The 23,536-nt window shown below is 63.0% G+C and carries 30 protein-coding genes; 16 read left to right on the forward strand and 14 right to left on the reverse strand.

Features of this window, described 5'->3' with window-relative positions; genetic code table 11:
• Positions 1-15: 15 nt before the first annotated feature.
• A complete protein-coding gene (locus tag ACUJ47_RS09870) occupies positions 16-273 on the reverse strand; it encodes a DUF6489 family protein (protein ID WP_445538232.1) in 258 nt (85 codons plus the stop codon).
• 115 nt (positions 274-388) lie between these two features.
• On the opposite strand from ACUJ47_RS09870, the gene ACUJ47_RS09875 reads away from it, so the two are divergent.
• Both ACUJ47_RS09875 and ACUJ47_RS09880 read left to right on the forward strand, forming a co-directional pair.
• The gene (locus tag ACUJ47_RS09875; RefSeq protein WP_445538233.1) at positions 389-1,087 is read left to right on the forward strand and encodes a dienelactone hydrolase family protein; all 699 of its coding nucleotides are present in this window, start codon (positions 389-391) and stop codon (positions 1,085-1,087) included.
• Positions 1,088-1,113: 26 nt separating this feature from the next.
• On the forward strand, positions 1,114-1,515 hold the full coding sequence (locus ACUJ47_RS09880) for a nuclear transport factor 2 family protein (protein WP_445538234.1): 402 nt from the start codon (positions 1,114-1,116) through the stop codon (positions 1,513-1,515).
• A gap of 12 nt (positions 1,516-1,527) precedes the next feature.
• On the opposite strand, the gene ACUJ47_RS09885 is transcribed toward ACUJ47_RS09880, so the two are convergent.
• The 4 genes from ACUJ47_RS09885 to hemE form a co-directional block, all read right to left on the reverse strand.
• A complete protein-coding gene (locus ACUJ47_RS09885; protein ID WP_445538235.1) occupies positions 1,528-1,920 on the reverse strand; it encodes a BLUF domain-containing protein in 393 nt (130 codons plus the stop codon).
• Between the two features lie 73 nt (positions 1,921-1,993).
• The gene (gene rho / locus ACUJ47_RS09890; RefSeq protein ID WP_354144848.1) at positions 1,994-3,259 is read right to left on the reverse strand and encodes a transcription termination factor Rho; all 1,266 of its coding nucleotides are present in this window, start codon (positions 3,257-3,259) and stop codon (positions 1,994-1,996) included.
• A gap of 185 nt (positions 3,260-3,444) precedes the next feature.
• On the reverse strand, positions 3,445-3,900 hold the full coding sequence (locus tag ACUJ47_RS09895) for a CopD family protein (protein ID WP_445538236.1): 456 nt from the start codon (positions 3,898-3,900) through the stop codon (positions 3,445-3,447).
• A 52-nt stretch (positions 3,901-3,952) separates the two neighbouring features.
• Positions 3,953-4,972, reverse strand: a complete 1,020-nt coding sequence (gene hemE / locus ACUJ47_RS09900) for a uroporphyrinogen decarboxylase (protein WP_445538237.1) — start codon at positions 4,970-4,972, stop codon at positions 3,953-3,955.
• A 331-nt stretch (positions 4,973-5,303) separates the two neighbouring features.
• Here hemE and ACUJ47_RS09905 point away from each other — a divergent pair, with 331 nt between their 5' ends.
• The 10 genes from ACUJ47_RS09905 (at position 5,304) to ACUJ47_RS09950 (ending at position 11,882) form a co-directional block, all read left to right on the forward strand.
• Positions 5,304-6,152, forward strand: a complete 849-nt coding sequence (locus ACUJ47_RS09905) for a pyruvate, water dikinase regulatory protein (RefSeq protein WP_445538238.1) — start codon at positions 5,304-5,306, stop codon at positions 6,150-6,152.
• On the forward strand, positions 6,149-6,733 hold the full coding sequence (locus ACUJ47_RS09910; RefSeq protein ID WP_445538239.1) for a Maf family protein: 585 nt from the start codon (positions 6,149-6,151) through the stop codon (positions 6,731-6,733). Before ACUJ47_RS09905 ends, ACUJ47_RS09910 begins: the two co-directional genes overlap by 4 nt.
• Positions 6,730-7,608 (forward strand): shikimate dehydrogenase family protein, encoded by an 879-nt coding sequence (locus ACUJ47_RS09915; protein WP_445538240.1) that lies wholly within the window; start codon positions 6,730-6,732, stop codon positions 7,606-7,608. Before ACUJ47_RS09910 ends, ACUJ47_RS09915 begins: the two co-directional genes overlap by 4 nt.
• Complete coding sequence (gene coaE, locus ACUJ47_RS09920) at positions 7,605-8,201, forward strand: dephospho-CoA kinase (protein ID WP_445538241.1); 597 nt, start codon at positions 7,605-7,607, stop codon at positions 8,199-8,201. Before ACUJ47_RS09915 ends, coaE begins: the two co-directional genes overlap by 4 nt.
• A gap of 61 nt (positions 8,202-8,262) precedes the next feature.
• Complete coding sequence (gene dnaQ, locus ACUJ47_RS09925) at positions 8,263-8,955, forward strand: DNA polymerase III subunit epsilon (RefSeq protein WP_445538242.1); 693 nt, start codon at positions 8,263-8,265, stop codon at positions 8,953-8,955.
• Positions 8,956-9,006: 51 nt separating this feature from the next.
• The gene (gene hpf, locus ACUJ47_RS09930; protein ID WP_445538243.1) at positions 9,007-9,591 is read left to right on the forward strand and encodes a ribosome hibernation-promoting factor, HPF/YfiA family; all 585 of its coding nucleotides are present in this window, start codon (positions 9,007-9,009) and stop codon (positions 9,589-9,591) included.
• A gap of 134 nt (positions 9,592-9,725) precedes the next feature.
• On the forward strand, positions 9,726-10,187 hold the full coding sequence (locus ACUJ47_RS09935) for a PTS sugar transporter subunit IIA (protein WP_445538244.1): 462 nt from the start codon (positions 9,726-9,728) through the stop codon (positions 10,185-10,187).
• Positions 10,177-10,677, forward strand: coding sequence for a PaaI family thioesterase (locus ACUJ47_RS09940; protein WP_445538245.1), 501 nt, complete (start codon positions 10,177-10,179; stop codon positions 10,675-10,677). The genes ACUJ47_RS09935 and ACUJ47_RS09940 overlap by 11 nt, the downstream gene beginning before the upstream one ends.
• Before the next feature lie 5 nt (positions 10,678-10,682).
• Positions 10,683-11,018 carry a DUF1491 family protein gene (locus ACUJ47_RS09945; RefSeq protein ID WP_445538246.1) on the forward strand — a complete coding sequence of 112 codons (336 nt, stop codon included), beginning with the start codon at positions 10,683-10,685 and terminating at the stop codon, positions 11,016-11,018.
• A 201-nt stretch (positions 11,019-11,219) separates the two neighbouring features.
• The gene (locus tag ACUJ47_RS09950; protein ID WP_445538247.1) at positions 11,220-11,882 is read left to right on the forward strand and encodes a cell wall hydrolase; all 663 of its coding nucleotides are present in this window, start codon (positions 11,220-11,222) and stop codon (positions 11,880-11,882) included.
• A 63-nt stretch (positions 11,883-11,945) separates the two neighbouring features.
• Here the strand turns inward: ACUJ47_RS09950 and xth are convergent, their stop codons facing one another.
• Genes xth through ACUJ47_RS09965 form a run of 3 tightly spaced genes read right to left on the reverse strand, consistent with a single transcriptional unit; the run spans position 11,946 to position 13,575 of the window.
• Positions 11,946-12,743: an exodeoxyribonuclease III gene (xth, locus tag ACUJ47_RS09955; RefSeq protein WP_445538248.1), complete on the reverse strand. Its 798-nt coding sequence runs from the start codon at positions 12,741-12,743 to the stop codon at positions 11,946-11,948.
• 37 nt (positions 12,744-12,780) lie between these two features.
• Positions 12,781-13,110 carry a HesB/IscA family protein gene (locus ACUJ47_RS09960; protein ID WP_445538249.1) on the reverse strand — a complete coding sequence of 110 codons (330 nt, stop codon included), beginning with the start codon at positions 13,108-13,110 and terminating at the stop codon, positions 12,781-12,783.
• Between the two features lie 33 nt (positions 13,111-13,143).
• Positions 13,144-13,575 carry a CBS domain-containing protein gene (locus ACUJ47_RS09965; RefSeq protein WP_445538250.1) on the reverse strand — a complete coding sequence of 144 codons (432 nt, stop codon included), beginning with the start codon at positions 13,573-13,575 and terminating at the stop codon, positions 13,144-13,146.
• A gap of 116 nt (positions 13,576-13,691) precedes the next feature.
• Between ACUJ47_RS09965 and ACUJ47_RS09970 the strand changes: the two genes are divergently transcribed.
• Positions 13,692-13,985, forward strand: coding sequence for a hypothetical protein (locus ACUJ47_RS09970; protein ID WP_354144864.1), 294 nt, complete (start codon positions 13,692-13,694; stop codon positions 13,983-13,985).
• A 10-nt stretch (positions 13,986-13,995) separates the two neighbouring features.
• Here the strand turns inward: ACUJ47_RS09970 and ACUJ47_RS09975 are convergent, their stop codons facing one another.
• The 5 genes from ACUJ47_RS09975 to ACUJ47_RS09995 are packed head-to-tail and all read right to left on the reverse strand — an operon-like array spanning position 13,996 to position 19,157.
• Entirely contained in the window at positions 13,996-14,394 is a 399-nt protein-coding gene (locus tag ACUJ47_RS09975; protein ID WP_445538251.1) for a (2Fe-2S) ferredoxin domain-containing protein, read from the reverse strand.
• The gene (locus ACUJ47_RS09980; RefSeq protein ID WP_445538252.1) at positions 14,391-16,535 is read right to left on the reverse strand and encodes a prolyl oligopeptidase family serine peptidase; all 2,145 of its coding nucleotides are present in this window, start codon (positions 16,533-16,535) and stop codon (positions 14,391-14,393) included. The genes ACUJ47_RS09975 and ACUJ47_RS09980 overlap by 4 nt, the downstream gene beginning before the upstream one ends.
• A gap of 33 nt (positions 16,536-16,568) precedes the next feature.
• Entirely contained in the window at positions 16,569-17,030 is a 462-nt protein-coding gene (locus ACUJ47_RS09985; protein WP_445538253.1) for a DUF2497 domain-containing protein, read from the reverse strand.
• Between the two features lie 52 nt (positions 17,031-17,082).
• Complete coding sequence (locus ACUJ47_RS09990) at positions 17,083-18,582, reverse strand: TolC family outer membrane protein (RefSeq protein ID WP_445538254.1); 1,500 nt, start codon at positions 18,580-18,582, stop codon at positions 17,083-17,085.
• Positions 18,570-19,157 carry a protein-L-isoaspartate O-methyltransferase family protein gene (locus ACUJ47_RS09995; protein WP_445538255.1) on the reverse strand — a complete coding sequence of 196 codons (588 nt, stop codon included), beginning with the start codon at positions 19,155-19,157 and terminating at the stop codon, positions 18,570-18,572. Before ACUJ47_RS09995 ends, ACUJ47_RS09990 begins: the two co-directional genes overlap by 13 nt.
• Positions 19,158-19,299: 142 nt before the next feature.
• Here ACUJ47_RS09995 and ACUJ47_RS10000 point away from each other — a divergent pair, with 142 nt between their 5' ends.
• The 3 genes from ACUJ47_RS10000 to ACUJ47_RS10010 all read left to right on the forward strand — a co-directional run bounded on the left by ACUJ47_RS10000 (position 19,300) and on the right by ACUJ47_RS10010 (position 22,913).
• A complete protein-coding gene (locus ACUJ47_RS10000; protein ID WP_445538256.1) occupies positions 19,300-20,826 on the forward strand; it encodes a fumarate hydratase in 1,527 nt (508 codons plus the stop codon).
• Positions 20,827-20,926: 100 nt separating this feature from the next.
• Positions 20,927-22,162, forward strand: a complete 1,236-nt coding sequence (locus ACUJ47_RS10005; protein WP_445538257.1) for a sensor histidine kinase — start codon at positions 20,927-20,929, stop codon at positions 22,160-22,162.
• A gap of 4 nt (positions 22,163-22,166) precedes the next feature.
• Entirely contained in the window at positions 22,167-22,913 is a 747-nt protein-coding gene (locus ACUJ47_RS10010) for a LytR/AlgR family response regulator transcription factor (protein WP_445538258.1), read from the forward strand.
• Between the two features lie 119 nt (positions 22,914-23,032).
• On the opposite strand, the gene ACUJ47_RS10015 is transcribed toward ACUJ47_RS10010, so the two are convergent.
• A complete protein-coding gene (locus tag ACUJ47_RS10015) occupies positions 23,033-23,341 on the reverse strand; it encodes a UrcA family protein (RefSeq protein WP_445538259.1) in 309 nt (102 codons plus the stop codon).
• Between the last annotated feature and the right edge of the window lie 195 nt (positions 23,342-23,536).

The raw sequence follows: 23,536 nt of genomic DNA on the forward strand, positions 1-23,536 counted from the left end.
CGGATGGTGCGCGGCCTAGTCGTCGTCAGACTTGGATTTCGAACCGGCACCACGCATGCCGCTTTCCATGAAGCTCTGGAACATCTTGAGCCCCATCTGCCCCATGGGTGCAAGCTGCTGGGCATACTCCTGCAACTGGTCGGGATTGGAGACCCCTTTCATCGCCTTGGCGATGCTTTCGACATAGATATTGTTGGCCTTCGACACATCGGGCAGCCCCATGAAGGCCCGCGCCTCTTCGGGCGTGCAGTCGATTTCGATATGGACCTTCATCGCACTTACTCCCTCCAACCTTCGGGAACCCCGTATCGCCTGACATATTTGGGTTTGGCAATCACCTGCGGCAAGCGATAAGCCGCTTTCACGCTGAATCAAAGGAGCAGCCGCAATGACCCAGTACGCGACGATCCCCACCTTCGACGGCAATGCCAACTTCGATGCCTATGTCGCGCGGCCTGCAGGCACACCCAAGGCAGCGATCATCGTGATCCAGGAGATCTTCGGGGTGAACCCCGGGATCCGCCACAAATGCGACAGCTGGGCAGCCGAAGGCTATCTCGCGGTCGCGCCCGACCTGTTCTTCCGCATGAAACCGGGCATCCAGCTCGACCCGGACGTCGAATCCGAATTCCAGGAAGCGCTCGGCTATTTCGGGGAATACAATCCCGATGACGGGGTGAAGGATATCGAAGCGACGATCCACTGGATCCGCCGTGTGGCCGGCGTGCGCAAGGTCGGCTGCGTCGGTTACTGCCTGGGTGGCAAGCTCGCCTATATGACAGCAGCGCGCACCGATATCGACGCATCGGTCGGCTATTACGGAGTGATGATCGACCAGATGCTGGGCGAAAAGCACGGCATCGCGCATCCCTTGCTGCTGCATGTGCCTACCGCAGACCATTTCGTCGGGCCCGAAGCGCAAGCGGCGATGCATGCCGGGCTGGACGATCATCCGCGTGTAACGCTCTACGATTACGAAGGGCTCGACCATGGTTTCGCCACTGAAAGCGGCAACCGCCGCGATGAAGCGGGCGCGCAGCTCGCCGACAGCCGCACGAAAGCCTTTTTCGCCGAACATCTCGGCTGAACATCGCGTATTTCAAGGAGCATCCAATGAGCATTGCAGCCGAGGGCCTCAAGCGCTGGCACGAAGTGATCGACGGCGGAAGCGATCCTGCCGCACTCGCCGCGATCATGCGCGACGATGCGGTGTTTCACTCGCCCGTCGTCCATACCCCGCAAGTGGGCAAGCCGATCGTGGTCGCCTATCTCACCGCAGCAGGGGCGACGCTGGGAAATGGCAGCTTCACCTATGTGCGCGAAGTTGTCGGCGAAGATACGGTCGTGCTCGAATTCACCACCGAGATGGACGGCATCCACGTCAACGGGATCGACATGATCACTTTCGACGAGGAAGGTTTGATCAAGGATTTCAAGGTGATGGTTCGCCCGCTCAAGGCCATCAACAAGGTCTGGGAAATGATGGCCGCGCAGCTGGAGCGACAGAAAGCGTAACTGGCTTGGTGCCTAGTTCAACGCCGCGAAATTGAGGATGATCCGCCGCAGGTTCGGCTCGATCTCGGCGGGCAGCTCGGCATCGAGAGTGGCCCTTCGTTCGGAGACCTGGTCGGCAATGCGGATATGCCGCATCAGCCAGTCAGGGCAGGCGCGCGTGGCAATCGAGATATCCTCGATGATCGAAACCCCGCCATGGCGCGGATCGGCTTCGATCTTGCGCATCACCCAGGACAGATCCTCGACATCGCCTTCGAGCAGCTGGAGGAAGTTGCGTCCATTATAGAGCAACAGGCCAGTGATGCCGCGCGCGGCATTGTTGCGCTGGCAGGCCTCAAGGATCAAAGCGATTTCCGCCGGGCCAATCCCGTCCGCCGTGCTGATATAAACATATTGGCGCAACATCGGCCCGGTGATAGCCGGATGGCGTCCAAAGGCAAGCGGGCCCGCACCGCAGCGGTGCGAGCCCCCGTAAGCCTTACTGGTTCATCGTCGCGAAAAAGTCTTCGTTGGACTTCGAATCCTTCATCTTGTCGAGCAGGAACTCCATCGCATCGATGGTGCCCATCTGCATCAGGATGCGGCGCAACACCCACATCTTCGACAGATTGTCCTTGCCCACCAGCAATTCTTCCTTGCGGGTGCCGGACTTGCCGACATCGAGCGCCGGGAAGATGCGCTTGTCCGCAACCTTGCGGTCGAGCACGATTTCGCTGTTGCCGGTGCCCTTGAACTCTTCGAAGATCACTTCGTCCATGCGGCTGCCGGTATCGATCAGCGCGGTGGCAATGATCGACAGCGAACCGCCTTCCTCGATGTTGCGCGCTGCGCCGAAGAAGCGCTTGGGCCGCTGCAGTGCATTGGCGTCGACACCGCCGGTCAACACCTTGCCCGAGCTCGGTACCACGGTGTTGTAGGCGCGGCCGAGGCGCGTGATCGAATCGAGCAGGATCACCACATCATGCTTGTGCTCGACCAGGCGCTTGGCCTTTTCGATCACCATTTCGGCAACCTGCACGTGGCGCGTCGCAGGCTCGTCAAAGGTCGAGGAAATCACTTCGCCCTTCACGCTGCGCTGCATGTCGGTGACTTCCTCGGGTCGTTCGTCGACCAGGAGCACGATCAGGAACACTTCGGGGTGATTGTCGGTAATCGCCTTGGCGATGTTCTGCAGCAGCACGGTCTTGCCGGTGCGCGGCGGCGCCACGATCAGCGCACGCTGGCCCTTGCCCTGCGGAGCGATGATATCGATCACGCGCGCGCTCTTGTCCTTAACGGTCGGGTCGACCGGGTCCAGCGTCAGCTTCTCGTCCGGATAGAGCGGCGTGAGGTTGTCGAAATTGGTGCGGTGGCGCACAGCCTCCGGATCGTCGAAATTGACGCTGGTGAGGCTTGTGAGGGCAAAATAGCGCTCACCATCGCGCGGGGCGCGGATCTCGCCTTCAACCGTGTCGCCGGTCCTCAGGCCCCATTTGCGGATCTGGTTGGGCGAAACATAGATGTCGTCGGGCCCGGCGAGGTAATTCGCCTCGGGCGAGCGCAGGAAGCCGAAACCGTCCTGCAACACCTCGATGGTGCCGACACCCATGATCTTCTCTTCATATTCCTCGTCTTCGGCGAGTTCGCGCAGGATGCTGAACAGCAAGTCCTGCCGGCGCATGGTCGACGCGCCTTCGACACCCAGCTCTTCGGCCATGGCGACCAGTTCGGCCGGTGTCTTTCGTTTCAAGTCTTTGAGATGCATTGCAATATATGTCCGTCTCTGGATTGGCCGACAGGTCGTCGCCTCGTCTGTAGAGCGAGGCATATGGGCTTGGAGAAAGCAGACCTTGGCTTCGCCGAATGCGAAGCCTCATGCCGGATAGAGGATTTCAAAATACGGCCCGCGGAAACCGCCGTCAATCGCCGATTGTTCTCGGAGCGAATGGTTCAGAAGGGGCGCAGCACCGCCAGCACGACGATGACCGCCAGCAACAGGCCGGGCACTTCGCCCAGTATGCGCAGCTGCTTCTCGGAGAGCGGCCGTTCCCCGGCGGCGACCTTCTTCGATTGCGCAACCATGAAGCCGTGATAGCCGGTGAGCAGCAGCACGAAGAGCAGCTTGGCATGGAGCCAGCCCAGCCCCGGCGCGCCCGCGAACAGGCCCAATTCGGTCGCCATGAGCAGGCCGAGCACCCACACCACCACCAGGCTCGGCGTGAGGATGACCTTGCGCAGCAGGCCCATGCGGTGGACCCACAGGGCTTCCTCCTCCGATCCGGGCTGCGCGGGATGGACATAGATGAGCTGCCGCGGGAGCATGAACAGGCCCGCCATCCAGAAGACCACGAAAATGATGTGGCCTGCCTTGAGCCAGAGATAGGTCATGGCGATGACGTCCTGCATCGCTCGCTTATGTAGGCGCCCATCGCCGCTGCGTCATCCCCTGCCACAATCATCACTGTCCGCGTACTGCCGCAACGAGCTGTTCGACATGCTCGATCGGAGTGAACTGGCCGATCCCGTGGCCCAGATTGAACACATGCGCGCGATCGGCGAAAGTCCTGAGGATGAAGCGCGCGCGATCGACCAGCGGCGCGCCGCCCGCCATCAGCAGCAGCGGATCGAGATTGCCTTGCACCGGCATGCCCTTGGGCAATTCGCGATCGGCCCATTCGGGATCGACCGTCTCATCCAGCCCTACCGCATCGACTCCGGTCTCATTGGCATAGGCGGCAAGTTTCGCTCCCGCACCCTTGGGAAAGCCGATCACCGGCGTATCCGGGTGCGATTGCCTGAGCGCAGCGGTGATCGCGGCATTAGGCGCAATCACCCAGCGGTCGAACTGGTCGGGGGCAAGGCTGCCGGCCCAGCTGTCGAACAATTGCACCGCTTCGGCGCCAGCATCGATCTGGCCGCGCAGGTAGGTAATCGAAACTTCGACGATAGCATCGATGATCGCCTGGAACCGTGCCGGATCGACATAGGCAAGTTCGCGCGTCGCATGCTGGTCGCGGCTGCCTTCGCCCGCCACCATATAGGTCGCGACAGTCCAGGGGCTGCCCGCGAAACCGAGCATGGTCACGCTTTCGTCAAGCTGCGCGCGGCACAGCCGCAAGGTTTGATAGATCGCTTCGAACCTTTCGGGCTGTGCAGTGAAATCCTCCAGCCGGGCTTCAAGCAGCGGCGGCGAGAGCCTGGGGCCCTCGCCCGCAAGGAATTCGAGCCCCTGCCCCATCGCATGCGGCACGATCAGTATGTCCGAGAACAGGATCGCCCCGTCGAAACCGAACCGGTGCAAGGGCTGGATCGTGATCTCCGCCGCGGCTTCGCTATCATAGACCAGCTCGAGGAATCCGCCCTTTTCAGCGCGCAATGCGCGATATTCGGGGAGGTAGCGCCCGGCCTGGCGCATCAGCCACATGGGTGCCCGTTCACCCTTGTGACCGCGCAAAGTGTCGAGAAGCAAGCCGGGCATGAGGTCTTATCCAATCAATATAATTGTATTTATAAAAGGATTTAGGAGTCTGTTGGCCCTGTGGATTTCGGGGACAAGTGGCTCCTGCCCGATTTTTCCCGCGAAGCAAAGTACTGTCCGGCGCGCGAATCGCGGGATTGCCTGAGTCGAGTCAAACTTATCCGCGCTATCCCCAGCCTGTTGATAGCGGCGCCGGATGTAGACAAACCCGCTGGCAATAAAGCCGATAGCGGGCATGGAATCTCTCCCCGAACTTGTCGGCAGGCCTCTCCCGTGGTTTATGCCAAGCATTCTCCACAGGCATTCCCGGCAAGGATGCAACAACCGCGCAATGCAACGCATGCACCTCCACCTCGTTTCGGACTCAACCGGCGAAACGCTCGAGATGATCGCCAAGGCGGCGCTCGCGCAATTCGACGATCCCGATGTCGTGCGCCACTTCTGGCCGATGGTGCGTTCGCGCCAGCATCTCGACCGCATCGTGCCGTCGCTCGCCGCCAGTCCCGGCTTGGTGCTGTTCACTCTGGTCAATCCCGAAACCCGCGCCCGGCTGGAGGAACATTGCCGCCAGCTGGGCCTGCCTGCCGTGCCGGTGCTCGATGCGGTCACAGCCGCGCTCGAAGCCCAGCTGGGCGAGGAAGCGCGCGGCAGGCCCGGCCGCCAGCACCTGATGGACGAGGCCTATTTCCGCCGGGTCGAAGCGATCCATTACACGATCGCACATGATGACGGCGTGGGCTGGGAAGACTGGGAAGAGGCCGACATCTTGCTGGCCGGCGTATCGCGCAGTTCGAAAACGCCGACCAGCATCTACCTCGCCAATCGCGGGTACAAGGTTGCGAATATTCCGTTGGTAATGGAATCGCCGCCGCCGCCTGCGCTGTTCGGACTGCGCCGCCCGCTGGTGGTGGGGCTTACCACCGCGCCCGAGCGGCTGGTGCAGGTGCGGCGCAACCGCTTGCTGTCGCTCAATGAAGGCACTGAGACATCCTATGTCGACGGCGAAAAGGTGCGCGAGGAAGTGCAGTTCGCGCGGCGCATGTTCGCCGACAATGGCTGGCCGGTGATCGATGTGACCCGCCGCTCGATCGAGGAGACCGCCGCCGCAGTGATGCGCTTCATGCAGGAACGCACTGACCGGCCCGTTATGGGCGGCGAAGATGGCGAAGGCGCGATATGATCGTGCTTGCTTCGAAAAGCGCGTCGCGCCGCGCCATGCTCGATGCTGCCGGCGTCGCCCATGAAGCGATCCCCGCATCGCTCGACGAGCGCGCGCTCGAGGCGGGGCTGGCGGATTGTACGCCGGGAGAGATTGCCGAAGCGCTCAGCGTCGCAAAGGCGCAAGCGGTAGCGAACATCCATGCCGGGCGGCTGGTGCTCGGCAGCGACAGCCTGGTGATGTGCGGCGGGCAGCGTTTCGACAAGCCCGAAAGCCGCATGCAAGCGGCCGAGCATTTGCGCTTCTTTTCGGGCAAGGTGATGGAACTGCATAGCGCCGCGGCATTGGTGCGCGACGATACTTGCGAATGGAGCGCGGCTTCGCTCGCGCGGCTGCATGTGCGCGAACTCAGCGAGGGCTTCATCGAGCGATATCTCGACGCCGAATGGCCTGAAGTGGGCCATTGCGTCGGTGTGTTCCGGATCGAAGGGCTCGGCGTGCAATTGTTCGAGAGAATCGAAGGCGACCACTTCACGGTTCTGGGCATGCCACTGCTCGGCGTGCTCGGTGCGCTGCGCGAACTGGGGGAGCTGCCTTCGTGACCACCCCTTCGACAGGCTCAGGACAGGCCTATGCCGAAGTGATCGGCGATCCGATCGTGCAATCGAAAAGCCCAGCGATCCATGGTTTCTGGCTCGGCAAACTGGGGATCGATGCCGATTACCGGGCCTGTCACGTCTCAAGCGATGGCTTGGCGGAATATTTTCGGCGCCGGAAAGACGATCTGGCCTGGCGCGGTTGCAATGTCACGATGCCGCACAAGCAGGCAGTGCAGGAGCATCTCTACAGTATCGACCAAGTCGCTTCCGCAATCGGGGCAGTGAACACCATATATCCCGCGTTCGACCGGTTGCTTGCTGGGACCAATACCGATGCTGCGGGTTTCCTCGAGCCGCTGCGCGAGGAACTCTACCAGCATCACCTGTTCCGCATGGCACGAATCCTCGGCACCGGCGGGGCGGCACGTGCGATCGTTGCCGCGCTCGCGGAAGAGGGTTTCACTCTGGTGCTCGCGGGCCGCGATCCGGCCAAGGCACGGGCACTGCTCGACGAGCTCGCGCCGCACGGCGAACATCACGCGATCGACCTTGCCCATTTCGCCGACCCGACCGATTTTCCCTTCGATGACCGCGAGGGTTGCCTCGACCTGGTGGTCAATGCCTCGCCGCTGGGCATGCGCGGCCAGCCCGCGCTGGCCTTCGACTGGAGCCACGCCCCGCCGGGCGCGATCGCCTATGACATTGTCACCGATCCGGTCGATACCGCTTTCCTCAAGGCGGCCCGCACCGCCGGGCACCGCACCCTCGATGGCCTCAACATGCTGATCGGCCAGGCCGCGCTCGCGTTCGAGCGATTTTTCGGCCAAGCGCCCCCGCGCGAGCACGATACCGAACTGAGGGAGTTGCTGACCCGATGAACCGCCCGCTCATAGTTGGCCTCACCGGATCGATCGGTATGGGCAAGTCGACCGTCGCGGAAATGTTCATCCGCCACGGCGTTCCCGTGTTCGACGCCGATGCCGAAGTGCGCCGCATGCAGCGCCCCGGCGGCGAGTTGCTGCCCGCGATCGAAGCGGCCTTCCCCGGCTCGACCGGCTCCGAAGGGGTCAAGCGCGAGACACTCGGTGCGCAAGTGTTCGGCGACAAGCAGGCACTCGCCCGGCTCGAAGCGATCGTTCATCCGGCTGTGGCCGCGCATCGCGCCGAATTCATGATCGAGCATGGCGGCGCGCCGATCGTGGTGTTCGATATCCCCTTGCTGTTCGAAAAGGGCGGAGAAAAGCAGGTCGATGCGGTGGTGGTCGTCTCGGCCCCAGCCGATGTCCAGCGCCAGCGCGTGCTCGCCCGGCCCGGCATGACGCCCGAGAAATTCGCCCATATCCTCGAGCTTCAGGTGCCCGATGCGGAAAAGCGCGCGAAGGCAGACCATGTGATCGACACCGGCGTGTCGCATGCAAAAACCGAAGCCGAAGTGGTCGCATTGATCGAGCGACTTTCGGTCGGAAGATAGACAGCATCTTGCCACGCAGAATCGCTTGCCAAACGCCAAACCGAGTCCGATATTGAAGCGGATGCGGGAAATCGTTTTCGACACCGAAACCACCGGCCTCGACCCAGCTTCGGGCGACCGGATGGTCGAAATCGGATGCATCGAAATGATCAATCGGGTGCCGAGCGGCGCCAGCTTCCACGCCTATTTCAACCCTGAACGCGACATGCCCGCTGCGGCAGAGGCCGTCCACGGCCTGTCGATCTCGTTCCTTTCGGACAAGCCGCGCTTTGCCGAGCGCGCCGAAGAATTGATGGAGTTCCTCGGCGATGCACCACTGGTGGCGCATAATGCCGGCTTCGACTTCGGCTTCCTCAATTCCGAACTTGAGCGGATCGGCATGGCGCGGGTCGACAGCGGCAGGATGATCGACACTGTCGCGATCGCGCGCAAGCGCCATCCCGGCGCGAAGGTTTCGCTTGACGCGTTGTGCACCCGCTACGGGATCGACCGCAGCCACCGCGTCAAGCACGGCGCGCTGCTCGACGCCGAGCTGCTGGCGCAAGTCTATGTCGAACTCACCGGCGGTCGCCAGATCGGGCTCGAGCTCGCGGCGGAAACCGCGGTGGTCGAAGTCGAAGTTTCGCGTTCTGTTGCGGCGAGTGCTGCACTCAGGCCGCGCCGCGAACCACGTCCACATGCGCCGAGCGAGGAGGAGTTGGCGCGACACAAGGCATTTGTCGACCGGATCGACTCACCGCTCTGGTCGAACTGAATTTCCGGGGCCGATGCGGCCTCGCAAGAACAGAAAGGAGATCGAGCCGTCATGGATATTCGGGTTTCGGGTCATCAGATCGAAACGGGCGCTGCCCTTCAGGACCATGTGGCAGACCGCCTTGGCGGGATCGTCGATAAGTATTTCGACCGGGCGCTGTCCTCGCATGTCACATTCGGCAAGGCGCCGGCGGGCATGTTCAAATGCGACATCGTGACGCATGTGATGCAGGGGCTGATCCTCAAGGCACATGCAGAAGCGCAGGATGCGCATCTCGCGCTCGACGGCGCGGCGGAGAAGATCGACAAGCAGTTGCGCCGCTACAAGCGGCGGCTGACTGACCGGCACGAGCAGGCCGCGCACGCACAGCGCGAAGAGGAAGCAGCCTATGCTTTCGAGGAAGCGGCCTACACCATCTTCGCGAGCGACGAAGCGGAAGAGGAAGTCACCAGCGATGCCCCGCCGATCATTGCCGAAACCAGTGTCGACATCCCCGAAGCCAGCGTGGCCGATGCGGTGATGATGCTCGACCTGCGCAACACGAATGCGCTGTTTTTCAAAAATGCTGGCACTGGGAGGCATAATATGGTTTACCGCCGCCCCGACGGATCGATCGGCTGGGTCGAGCCTCGCTAAAGCAAATGCCGCAGGATGGAACGCGGTAGAGCTCGACGCCCCTGGATACATTCGAAGGTGGGCTGCCTGGAGAAGGTAGCGGCCTGTGCGTCAGGGGGCGCTGGTACAATCATTGGACGTGATGCAAGCTTGAAATGAACGCGAATTTTCAATTGCTTCCCGAAGCGGTCGTAACGGGTCGGCTTGAATCGAAGCAGGATGTGCTGGAGCAGGTGGCGGCGCTGTTCGCGCGCGCCTATGCGATCGATTCAACGCAGGCGCTCGAAGGGATCGAAGTGCGCGAAAAGCTCGGCTCGACCGGATTCGGCAATGGCGTGGCGATTCCGCATGCGCGTTCGACCGAAGTGAATCGCCCGGTCGCGGTGTTGCTGCGGCTCGAATCGCCGGTCGAATTCGACGCCGCGGACGGCATGCCGGTCGAACTCGTTTTCGGCCTGCTTTCGCCCGAGAACGCCGGTGCGGCGCATTTGCACGCTTTGGCGGCGATCTCGCGGCTTGTCCGGGACGACGTCAAGCGCGAAGCGTTGCTCGAAGCGCCCGACGCCGAAGCGATGTTTGCGCTACTGAGCAACCATCTCGAGCGCGATGCCGCCTGACACATCCGGCCCGAATCCGGCTCCGGTAAGCGGGGCCGAGCTGCATTATCGCGCGCTCGAGCAGCTTTATGCCTCGGCGCCGGTGAACAGGCTGTTCGAATCGCGGCTCGAAATCCTCGGCGAAGGGCGCTCGCGCATCACTTTCGAAGTGGACGAGCGCAGCTACCATGCGGCTGGCGCGGCACATGGCACGATCTATTTCAAGATGCTCGACGATGCCGCCTTCTATGCGGCCAATACGCGCACGACCGACCGTTTCCTGCTGACCACTTCGTTCAACCTGCACTTCACCAAGCCTGTGCGCACGGGCCAGGTGGTCGCCGAAGGGCGCTGGATCAGCGGGAAGCGGCGCGTTTTCGTGGCCGAAGCGCGGCTTGTCGATGCTGAGGGTGACGAGATCGGCCGCGGCACCGGCACTTTCATGCGTTCGCGCATTCCGCTCGCCAGCCTTCCGGGCTATGCGCCTGCGCCTTCGGGCGGCGGTAACTGACCGAAATGGATGCGCGGCTGCCGGCCCATCTCGAAGTCGCCGGCATTATTCGTGCGATCGAATCGCAAGGTGGTTTCGCAAGCGTTATCGCGAAGGGCGAAAAGGACGCCGGAACCATCCTCATCTTAACCATCTATCGCGGCGAGAACGCGGTGCTTTTCGAAAGAATGCCGCAACTGGATGGTTCGCGACCGTATATTGCTGCAAAGCAGCAAAATGCTGAAAATCCGCACGAAATTTCAGAGTATCTCGAAAAACGCAAGCGACAGGACCCCGATATCTGGATTTTGGAGGCAGATATCGCTGATAGAGAACGGTTCGTCGCATCTTTGCCGCGTTAACTTGACTGTTCGCCGCTCGACTCTATGTGGCCCGCCAGCTTCCAGGTGCGCAGGCGGCGCCCTTCGGCAATAAGGCCGGGGTGTTAGCACGCAGACGGGGGGCGGCCGGCAGGCCGATAAAACGGACCACAAGAAACGTGCAAAAGCGCGATCGGTCCAAGCCTGCGTCTGTGCGCGTCCACCGCCTAAAAATATGGATTTATGACTCGCAGGAGCCACGGGCTCGGGCTTGCCGCTGGTGCGGCTGTGCTTGGCCTTACATTTGCCAGCGCCGAAACATCCGGCGCTTTTGCCCAGGAGAACGAACCCGGGCAGATCGAGGCGGCGAACACCGCCGGTGGATCGAATAGTGCATCCACCCCCGTGTTCATCTCTCAGGAAGTGGTGCAACCGACCGTTGCAGCCGATGAAGCTGTCGACGCTGGCGATGCGCAGCCGTCCAAGACAGGCTCGCTGCGCCAACTCGTTGCCACTACCGAGACCGAACTTGCGCTTTCCGAACAGATGCAGTGCCTTGCGGGCGCGGTCTATTTCGAAGCGCGCGGTGAACCGCTCGCCGGCCAGCTGGCTGTGGCGCAAGTGGTGATCAACCGCGCTGAAAACTCGCGCTTCCCATCTAGCTATTGCGGCGTGGTCTACCAGCGCGCGCAGTTCTCCTTCGTGAGCGGGGGCGAAATGCCGCGCATCAAGACCGGTACGGAAGCCTGGCAGCGCGCCAAGGCAATTGCCCGCATCGCGCATGAAGGCCTGTGGGAATCGGAAGCGGGCGACTCGCTCTATTTCCACGCGAAATATGTGCGCCCGAGCTGGAGCAACAAGAAGGTGGCGCGCGCCACCATCAGTCGCCACGTTTTCTATCGCTGATCATCGGCGAAATGACGAGATATGGAAGGGGCCCGCCGCAAGGTTGGGCCCCTTTGCATTGGGTCAGCCCCGCAACACGGCCCAGACCGGCGCGTGGTCGCTCGCCTTCTCGCGCCCGCGATGGGCACGGTCGACCCCGACCGCTTCGAGCCGGTCGGCCAGTTCGGGGCTGAGCAGTATGTGGTCGATGCGGAAGCCGTGATCGCGTTGCCAGGCGCCCGCCTGATAGTCCCAATAGGTCCACACGCCGCCGCGCGGATTGTGCGTGCGCACTGCATCGGTCCAGCCATCGCCCAGCAGGCGCGAGTATGCTGCGCGCGATTCGGGCTGCATCAGCGCATCGTCGGCCATCGACTTGACCGACCACACGTCATTGTCTTCCGGGATCACGTTGAAATCACCCAGCACGGCGGCGGGCACTTCCTCGGCCCAGATCTGCGCCATGCGCGTGCGCAACCGCTCCATCCAAGCCAGCTTGTAATCGAATTTCGGGCCCGGCTGCGGATTGCCGTTGGGCAGGTAGATACACACGATGCGCACCCCGCCGACATCGGCTTCGAGGTAGCGCGCCTGTTCCTCTCCTGAATCGTCAGGGCCGGGGATGCCCAGCCCGCGCTGTACTTCGACGGGGCCTTCGATCCCGGCATTGGCATCGACCAGTATGGCGACGCCATTGAAGGACTTCTGCCCGTGCCAGATCGCGCGATAGCCGATCTCTTCGAACTCATGGCCCGGGAAGTTTTCGTCCATGCTCTTGATCTCCTGCAGGCAGGCGACCGTGGGGCGCGTTTCGACGAGCCATTCCTTCAGGCGCGGCAGGCGAGCCTTGATTCCGTTGATGTTGAATGTGGCGATTTTCATGAGGGCTTAGTGCCCGAACATCGCTCTCGGGTCTAATTCAAATCCCGAAGCTCGATCCGCAGCCGCAACCGGCTGCGGCCTGCGGGTTCTCGACGCGGAATGCCGCGCCGCCCAGGGATTCGACGAAATCGACCACGCTGCCGGAGACGAGATCGAGGCTTATCGGGTCGACTACCAACTGCACGCCATCGGTCTCGCTCACCGCGTCGTCTGCCTCTGGCGCTTCGGCCAGGTCGAACCTGTACTGGAAGCCAGAGCATCCGCCGCCTTCAACCGCCAAACGCAAGATCGCGGGCTTCGCCTGCTTCTGGGCGATCGTCGCCACTCGCCTGGCGGCGGCGGGCGTAAGGGTGAGTGCGTCAGCCATCGCAGCCCGATGTAGGGATGGACCGGGGAATCCTCAAGCGGTCTGGATATAGATCCGCATCGCCTCGGCCTCGTGCTCGACCTGGTCGATGCGATGCTTCACCAGGTCGCCGATCGAGATGAAGGCCACCATTGCGCCGCCCTCGATTACCGGCAGGTGCCGGATCCGCCGCCGCGTCATCAATGCCAGCGCATCGTCGACCAGCGTGCTCGTATCGACGGTGATTGGCGGAGCCGTCATCACCTCCGAAAGCGGGCGGTCGAGGCAGATTTCGCCTTCCTGCGCCAACCGGTAGATCACGTCGCGCTCTGAGAAGATTCCGACCACCGAGCCGCCCCGCATCACCGGTAGTGCGCCGATGCGCTTTTCAGCCAGCAGCTTCACCGCTTCGCGCATGGGGGTCGATGCATCGCAGGAAATGACGTTTGCGGCGCTGCGATCCTGAGTGATCAGTGCGATGCTCATTGCGTGTCTCCTCTCCGATTCCCGCAGGGAGAATGACATTATCGCACGCAAAAGGCGAATCGTGCAGTTGGAAATCGAACGTTGCATCGAGCGACATGAAAGCCCATGTGGCGCGCATGGTCGGCAAGTCCCCTCTCGACGATCCCGAAAAGGCCGCTTTCGCCTGGGCCCGCTATCGCCGGATCATGCGCTTCATGTTCCTTGCGACGGTGGGGGTTGTGCTCATCGCATTGGCGCTGCTCTACAAATCGAACGGCGCGATCTCGGTCCATTTCTACATCGCCGTAGCATTGGGGCTGGGCTTCACCATGCTGCTCACCAGCGCGCTGATGGGGTTGGTGTTCCTGTCGAATGGCACCGGGCACGATGCCTCGGTCGACAACAATCTGCCGCAACACGACGAAGATTGAGCGGCGGCGCCTAGCGCGCGCTTTGCAGGCGGAATTCCTCGACCGGCTCACCGCCGATCAAATGCTCCTGGATGATCCGTTCCAACACATCCCCGCGCGCCGAGTGATACCAGACGCGATCGGGCCACACGACAGCGATCGGTCCAGCGGCGCAGACCTGCAGGCAATCGGCCTTGGTGCGTTGGATCCCACCACAGGGCTTTCCTTCCGGGCCGATCCGCTTGGGCCCGGCCAGCTTGAGCTCGTTGAGCCGCCGCTTGAGGTATTTCCAGGCAGCCTCACCCTCTTCGCGCGAACAGCATTTCTGCTTCTCGCTCATCGCGCAAAGGAAGATATGCCGCTCGATGCTTTCGCCGCCGAGCTTGGCTAGCGCCAGCCCGGCCTCTTCGAGAGGGGTGCGCTGGCTCATTTGGCTGGGGCTTGCGGCTTCAGCCAGCGAGCAAGCCAATCGAACACCGTATTGTGCCATTGCAGCGAGTTCTTCGCGCCCAGTACCCAGTGGTTTTCGTCGGGGAAGACCAGCAGCTGCGCGGGAATGCCGCGCTCCTGCAGCACGGTGAAGCTCTGGATCCCTTGCGTATAGGGCACGCGGAAGTCCTTCTCGCCAGTGACCACCAGCATCGGCGTTTGCCACTTGTCCACATGGTTCGCCGGGTTCCACTTCTCGTAGGTTTCGCTCGCTTCGGAGTAAGACCCACCGAAATCCCAGCGCGGGAACCACAATTCCTCGGTGGCGAAATAGAAGCTGCGCATCTCGAACAGCCCGTCATGCTGGACGAGGCATTTGAAACGATCGGGCCATTGCCCCGCAATCCAGTTGACCATGTAGCCGCCATAGCTGGCGCCCATTGCGCAGGCATTGCTGCCGTCGATTTGCGGATCGAGCGCGAGCGCGGCGGCGAGGCCGAGTTGCAGGTCTTCGAACGGCTTGCCACCCCAGTCGCGGTTAATCGCATCGGTGAAAGCCTGGCCGTATCCGGTGCTGCCGTGGAAATCGACCGAGATCACCGCATAGCCCTGGCTGGCGAGCACGCGCGGATTCCAGCGGCTCGACCAGCCGTCGTTGAACGAGCCCTGCGGCCCGCCGTGGATGTAGAGAATGGCGGGGATCGGCCCTTCCTGCTTTTCGAGGCGGGTGATCTGGCCCCACACAGTGTCGCCATTCGCCCCGGCGAAGCTGAAGCGGCTGGTGACGGTCGTCGCCAACTGCCCCATCCGGCTCATCGCGATGTCGGTGAGCGGGTGCGCTTGCTTCCAGTCCTTCGAGAGATAGAGTTCGTGCGGCGCGCCGATCGAATCGCGCGTGAACAGCAAGCGACCGCCCGAAAGTGCAGTAACGCCCGAGATATGCGCTTCATTGCCCGCCATCAGGTCGAGCCGCTCGACCGTGCCGGTGCGCGGATCGATCCGGAACGCAGGCGTGTCGAGCACGTCGCCTGCCGTGGCGACGATCCAGCGCGAATCGGGGGTCCAGGCGATGCTGTCGAAACTGCGGTCGAACTCCTGCGTCAGCGCGCGGGTCTTGCCGGTGCGCAGGTCGCGCAACTGGATCACCAAACGGTCCGCTTCATAAGTCGGCCGCTCCATCGCGAGATAGGCGAGCCAGCGCCCGTCGGGCGAAGGCGTAGGCGCCGAATCATGCGCAAGATTGGCTTCGGTCAGTTCGACCGGGGCAGCGCCTGAAAGATCGGACCAGTAGATGTCGAGATCGGTCGAGCGCGGCTCTGCGGCATCGGCGACGCGTGCCACGAAATAGACGCCCGAACCATCGGGCGCCCAGGCGATATCCTCGGCCCCGCCGAAGGGCATGGTGGGCGTGTTGCCGGTGAGCCCGGTCGCCGGATCGCGCCCGTCGAGCGGCGCACCGTCGCCCGCCACTTTCCCGTCCGTTAGGTCGAATACGAACACGCGGTTGAATGTGCCGGGCGTGGTCCAGCGGTCCCAATGCCGGACGAAGCCGTCGGCCGTGTCGTAAAGACGCCCGGTGCCGGGCCCGGACAAATGCGCCTTGCCATCGCCTTCGCACCCGAAATGCGGGCAATCGCGCGCGATCGGCGCCCACACTGCCAGCCGCTTGCCATCCGGCGAAAGCTTGAAACCGTCGATCGCTGTTCCTGCGAAATCGGCAACCATGCTGGCTTCGCCAGTAGCACCGCCCGCATGCAATTCGGCGCGCCAGAGCCGGGCGTAGCCGCCGCCGGATGATGCATCCGCTGTGTCCGCGCGATCCGACAGGAAATAAAGCGCTCCGTCGGGGCCGAACGCCAGGTCTGACGCGTCGCCGCCAAGGTCGAGCTTGGTCGAGCCAGCTTCGGGATCGGCAAGGTCGATCAGAAACCATTCGCCGCTGCGCGCGAGGGTTTCCGCGTCCGTCCGCGTAACCCGATAGATCGCCAGCTGCCCGTCGGGCGAAGTGACGGCCGCGCCAAGGCGGGGCATTGTGACAAGGTCCTGCGCCTGCATCGGCGGGGCAGCGGGGCCATGATCGTGTGCAGTGGCGGGGGCCGCAAGCAGGGCGGCGGCGAAAAGCAGCGCGTGTGACTTGGTCATGCGAGCAGGCTTAACTGCTCGACCGGCGCGGCGCTAGCGGCGTTTGCCCGCGATCCGCGCGATTTCGGCCTGGACCATCTTTTCGACCATTCCCGGCAGGTTCTTGTCGAGCCATTCGGCCAGCATCGGGCGCAGCATTTCGCGCACCATCCCTTCGAGCGAGGTTTCGCCCGAACGCACGATCTGTGGGCGAGCACCCGGTTCGGCGAGCATTGCCAGCGCCTCGAAGTTTTCGCGCATCGACTGGCGCACCGAATCGGTGGTCAGCGGCGCATCGGCGTCGTCTTCCTCATCGCCGGCGTGTTGCACGGCGTCTTGCGCGAATTCCATACTGGTGAGGTCGAGTATGTCGGAATCGTCGTCGCCCCCATCAACCTCACGCGCCAAAGACTGCGGGGCAGGGGCTTGCAAAGCGGCATCGCGATTGTCGCGCGCAATCACCTTCTTGATCGATTCGAGAATCTCTTCGACCGAAGCTTCACCATGCTGCGCCATTGCGCGCGATCCCCTATAGTTCGTCTAAGCGGCGCCCGGCGGGCAGGTGACGTCAATCGGTGGTGACGTCACCCGATTCATCGGGCGGGCCAATCATCGCGTCAGGCGCGGGGATGTCAACGGTTCTCGTTGATGTTGCAGCAGGTTCTTCGTCGCGCTGCCAGTCGAACAGCTGGCCGCGCACCCGGCGCGCGTTGACTTCGGGATCGTAGAGTACGCCGGTGTCGAGGTTGAGGTCGCGCGCTTCGGCCCTGCCCATGGCGGCCAGTACGCTGAAGCCTGCGACATAGGCGTTGCGCCGCGCGGTCACCAGCTGGGCGCGAGCGGAAAGCAGTTCCTGCTCGGCATTGAGCACGTCGAGGATCGTGCGGTTGCCGATCGAATTCTCGGCGCGCACACCTTCGAGGCTGAGTTCGGCGGCGGACACTGCCGCTTCGGAACTGACGATAACGGCATTGGCGGCCTGCCAGCTCGAATAGGCTGCGCGGACCTGCGCAATCACATCGCGCTCGGTCGCGATGACGTTCTCGAGCGCGGCGCTTTCGCGAGCATAGGCCTGGCGCTGGCGTGCAGCCGGGAGCCCGCCCTGGAAGATCGGTATGGTGATCTGTACCCCGGCGTTGGCAGTGGTTTCGCTCTGCCTGAAGTCGGACGAGATCGGGCCGCCCAGCGTCCCGTAGTAATTGGTGTAATCGAGCCCGGCGAACATGCCGACGGTCGGCAGGCGGCCTGCCCCGGCCACTTCGGAATCGAAGCCCGCGGCCTTTGCCCGCTCCTTCGCGGCGATCAGGTCGGGATTGTTGTCGAGCGCGGCAACCACCGCTTCGCCGACCGTTTCAGGCAGGCCCGGCAGCGGCGGCGGCGCCTCCAGATTGCTCGGCGCGCGGCCGACCAGCTGGATGTAGTTCTCACGCGCGGAGATCAGATTGGCTTGCGCATTGCGAAGGTCGCCCTGCGCCAGCGCGAGGCGCGATTGCGATTGCGCCACGTCGGTGCGGGTCAGCTCGCCGATCTCGAACCGGTCGTTGGTTGCCTGCAAATTGACGGTCAGCACTTCGACCTGGTTGGTCGAGAGCGCCACCAGCGCTTCGGTGCGCAGCACGTCCATATAGCCGGCGACGACCTGGCTGAAGATGGCGCTTTCAGTGCCGCGCAAATCGGCCTGGCCCGCGGAAACGCGTTCCTTCGCGGCCTTGATCCCGTTACGGATCGCGCCGCCCGAATAGATCGGCACGGTCATGTCCGGGCCTGCCAGCAGTCGCCGTTCGGGCGCGGTGAAACTGTTGGGCGAAGCCTTCACGAACTCGATGTGATTGGCCGTGGCGCTGATATTGGGCAACCCTTGCGCGCGCTGGATCGGCACTTCCTCGTCGGCGGCGCGCTGCTGTGCGCGGGCCGCCTGCAGCGAGGGGTTGGTTTCATAGGCGCTTGCCAGCGCTTCGCGCAGGCTGTCGGCCTGTGCGGTCGCAGGGGCCAGCGCGGAGCCCAGGAGAAGGGCAGCGGCGATGCGCCGCAGGGTAGGGCTCCGGTCAGGCAAAATCAGAAACTCCATTCCTTCGGGCGGTCGAATGCATGCAGCACCGGGATGCCGATATCGGCAACTGGCTGCAGTGTGACGCTGCCAGCAACCTTGCGGCCAACGGCGAGGCGAGTGACGCCGCGCTGCACGATCCCGGTGACGATGCGGCCGTTTTCTTCGAGCTGCTTGGCGAGCGATTCGGGCAATTGCTCGATCGCGCCGTCGACCAGCACCAGCGAATAGCTCTTGCGGCCGCGCTTGCCCTTGGCGACCTCGTCCGACGAAACCGTATCGAGCGAGCCGACCAGCGGCCGCAGCAGTTCGGCAAGATATCCCGAGCCGCTTTCGACCACGAGCGCGCTGTCGCTCGGAGAGGGGAGCGCTTCGGAAAGCATCCTGCCATGCACCAGCGGGGCGGCGAGATGCTTGCCATTGCCCAGCGGCACGGCGCGGTCGACATAGGCGATCGCCCGCGCGCCTTCCGGCACGAAGTCTTCGCGCGCGACCGCGCCCATGCGGGCGAGAACGAAGGGCTCGTTCACGCCGCTGGTGCGGAGCTGGCTGTCAATCATAGCCTTGCGGGCTGCGGGCATATTGGTCTCGGTCATGATTTCCGTCGGCTGTATTACACACACAATACACTGCGTCAATCTGCTCTAGCGATTGCGGTGCTTGCAGCCAAGCGCTTTGACGCTAGGAGCAGCACGCGTCTATGGGGCGGTTGAATCGACCGACAGGAGCACAGCTTCGATGAGCGACATGATCACAATCCGCGAAGACGATCTGATCGAGACCGTGGCGGATGCGCTGCAATATATCTCCTATTACCACCCGGTGGACTACATCACCGCGCTGGGCGAGGCCTATAAGGCCGAGCAAGGCCCGGCGGCGAAGGATGCGATCGCCCAGATACTGACCAACAGCCGGATGTGCGCCGAAGGGCACCGGCCGATCTGCCAGGACACCGGCATCGTCAACGTCTTCATCAAATGGGGCCAGCAATGCCGGCTCGAATCGGCGCGTTCGCTGCAGGAGGTGGTCGATGAAGGGGTGCGCCGCGCCTATAACCATCCCGAAAACAAGCTGCGCGCCTCGATCCTGGCCGATCCCGCCTTCACTCGCCGGAATACGCGCGACAACACGCCCTGTGTGCTGTCGGTCGAAATGGTGCCCGGCAACACGATTTCGATCGACGTTGCGGCCAAGGGTGGTGGTAGCGAGAACAAGTCTAAGTTCAAGATGATGAACCCCAGCGACAACATCGTCGACTGGGTGGTCGAGCAGATCCCTTCGATGGGCGCCGGTTGGTGCCCGCCGGGCATGCTCGGTATAGGCATTGGCGGCACGGCCGAGCATTGCACGAAGCTCGCCAAGGAATCGCTGATGGAGCCGATCGACATGGCCCAGCTGAAGGCGCGCGGCGCGCAGAACGATATCGAGCAGCTGCGCATCGACATTTTCGACGCGGTCAACGCGATGGGTGTAGGCGCGCAGGGGCTGGGTGGGCTGTCGACCGTGCTCGACGTCAAGATTCTCGACTGGCCGTGCCACGCCGCGGGCAAGCCGGTGGCGATGATCCCGAATTGCGCCGCCACCCGCCATGCGCATGTGGTGATGGATGGTTCGGGCCCGGCCTATCTCGATCCGCCCGATCTCGACCAGTGGCCCGACGTTCACTGGCAGCCCGACAAGGAAGCCAAGCGGGTCGATCTCGACCATCTCACACCCGAAGAAGTTTCCAGCTGGAAAGCGGGCGACCGCCTGCTGCTCAGCGGCGCGATGCTGACCGGGCGCGACGCAGCGCACAAGCGCATCCAGGACATGCTCGACAAGGGCGAGGAACTGCCAGTGGAGTTCAAAGGCCGTGCGATCTATTACGTCGGCCCGGTCGACCCGGTGATGGGCGAAGTGGTCGGCCCGGCTGGCCCGACCACCGCCACCCGCATGGACAAGTTCACCGAGATGATGCTCGATCTTGGCTTGCTCGCGATGATCGGCAAGGCCGAGCGCGGGCACAATGCGGTCGAAGTGATCAGCCGCTTCAAGGTCGCCTATTTGATGGCGGTGGGCGGCGCGGCCTACCTCGTCGCGCGCGCGATCAAGGAGGCCAAGGTCGTCGCTTTCGAGGATCTCGGGATGGAGGCGATCTACGAGTTCACGGTGAAGGACATGCCGGTAACCGTCGCGGTCGACAGCCAGGGCACCAACGTCCACACGCTGGCCCCGGCGCAATGGAAAGAGCGGATTGCAAAGGAAAATTTGCTCGCGCGAGGGTGATTTCGCGTCGTTGGTCACTCGATGAACTTTCGATGAACGCCATTCCGTGGCCGACGACGGATTCGCCTTGCGCGACCGCCGGGGTTAAGGGGCATTGGTAATGACAATAGCTTCAGCCAAGTCCCAGCCAAGGGTCGCCTTTCGTACCGTACTGATTTCAGTGGTGGTGCTGTGGGCGATGTATTTCCTCCTCGCTTCGGTGCGCTGGGAGATAATCGGCATCGGCCATTCGACCGAAATGATGGTCCGTCGCGGTGCCGTCGTGGTCGGCGGAATGGCGGTCACCCTGGTGCTGTGGGCAGTGCTTCGCCTGTTCGATGCGGGCGCCATGTGGAAGAAGACCACTGCCGCATTGGTATTGTCGCTGCCTGCAGCGCTCCTGCTCGCGCAGATCAACACCGTCGTCTTCGCCGATATGAACGTGAAGATGGAGCAGCTCATCAACGAGCGCCTCAACAAGGACGTCGGCACGACCGACGGCGGCAATGCGGCAACCAGCGCTCCGCATGACTCTGGTCAGAGCGGCGCATCGGAAGCCGAGCCAAACTTGTTCCCTGAAAGTGAATCGATGGCCGATGGCCAGCCGGAAGAAATGGGCTTTCTCGATTCGCTCGGCTCGCTGACCGACATCGCCTTCAGCCGCTATTTCATGATGCTCGCATGGTGCGCGATCTACCTGGCTCTGCTGACCGGCGAAAAGGCGCGGGTTGCCGAACGGCGCGAGCTGGAGTTCCGCAATGCCGCCAAGGCTGCCGAGCTGCGTTCGCTGCGCTACCAGGTCAATCCGCACTTCCTGTTCAACACGCTCAATTCGCTTTCCTCGCTGGTCATGACCGGCAAGGCGGACCGTGCCGAGCAAATGATCCAGACCATGTCGCGTTTCTATCGGCACAGCCTGGCCGACGACCCCACAAGCGACGTGCAGCTCGAAGACGAGTTCGACCTGCAGAAGCTCTATCTCGACATCGAAGCGGTGCGTTTCCCTGAGCGGCTGCGCAGCAATTTCGACCTTCCGCGCGATCTTGTCGATGCGCGTGTGCCCGGCATGATCCTGCAGCCGCTGGTCGAGAATTCGGTGAAATATGCAGTTTCCCCGGTCAGCCGGCCGGTTACCATCACAGTTTCTGCACGCGAGGAATTCGACCGGCTGGTGATCACTGTCAGCGACGACGGCCCGGGCGTACCCGAAACGGCACGCAAGGGCTTCGGGATCGGCCTCGCCAATGTACGCGACCGGATCGAGGCGCGCTTCGGGCCGGACGTCACGCTTGAGTCGGGGCCGGTGCCCGGTGGATATCGCACCGAAATGCGCCTACCTTTGACTCGCAACGGCTGAATCCATGCAATCGGAGGCGCCTTTGAGAACGCTGATCGTCGATGACGAGCCGCTCGCAGTCGAGCGGATCCAGGTGATATGCGCCGAAATCGGCGAGATCAATGTGGTCGGAACGGCGAGCGACGGAGCAGCGGCGCTGCGGCTGGTCGACGCTTTGTCGCCCGACCTCGTATTGCTCGACATGACCATGCCTGAACTCGACGGGCTGGGCGTCGCACGCGAACTGGCGCGCAAGGACAACCCGCCAGCTGTGATCTTCGTGACCGCGCATGACAATTTCGCGGTCGAAGCGTTCGATCTCGATGCGATCGACTATGTCCTAAAGCCTGTGGCCGCAGACCGCTTGGCGCGCGCTATCGAACGCGCCGTGGCGCGGCGCGGAAACCCGCGCGCCAGCGAGAGCGAATGGCTCGAGGAACTGTGGGTGCCACATCGTTCCGAATTGCTGCGGATCGCCGTGAACGAAGTGAGCCGGATCGATGCGGAGCGCGACTATGTCCGGCTGTTCGTGGGCGACCAGAATGAGGGTGGCCGCAGCTATCTGCTGCTGCAAACCATCGCGGGCCTCGAACAGCGGCTCGACCCCGAACAGTTCATCCGCATCCACCGCTCAACCATCCTGCGCAAGGATCGCATCCGCGGCCTTCGGCATGACGGGCTGGGCGTCTGGTCGGCCGAACTCGATTGCGGCGATGCCATGCGGATCGGCCGCACCTATTTGCCTAAGGTCAAGGCCATGGCCGGCCGCTAGACTGCGGCGACGCGCCGGTTCGGTTCCCCTGATTCCAGATAAAGAAGCGGCCCGAGCCCCGGGACTGGAAAGGGCTCAGGCCGCAAGCCTGCACAAGGGGTGCAGTCGGTTTTGCCGGGTCAATCGCCAAGCTTTTGTTCGTTAATCGCTTCGGTCATCTGGTTGCGGGCGCTCTTCATGGCGGCAGCCATGCAGTCGCGCTTTGCGGTGTCGACCTGACGCGGGCGGGCGGTAGGCGACCCTACGCCGCAAACCTTGCGCGCGGCGCGGGTGAGGCGGCTTTCGAGCCGATCTTGTCCGGCGGCTGCCTTGAGGTTGAGATCGCTGTAGGCCACGTGAATCGTACGGCCATCCTGTTCGCCGGCAACCGCGGGGGTGGTCGCCAGCAGCGCGGCAAGGCTTGCTGCCGCAAGTGCGGACTTCAACATAATTTCCTCCATTTGCGGCGGCCTCGTTAAAAGGGGGGAAGGGGGAAGGCCTTAACCGCGAGATGAAGGTTACGGATATCAGCAGTTTGGCGCAGCCCGTCCTCGACGGCTGTGCGCAAACGCTCGACCGGCGATGCAGCACTCGGACCGATTGCTGACCAAGGCCGATCAACTGCCATTTCACATCGACCGGCG

The sequence above is a fragment of the Altererythrobacter sp. Z27 genome, from assembly GCF_052683155.1.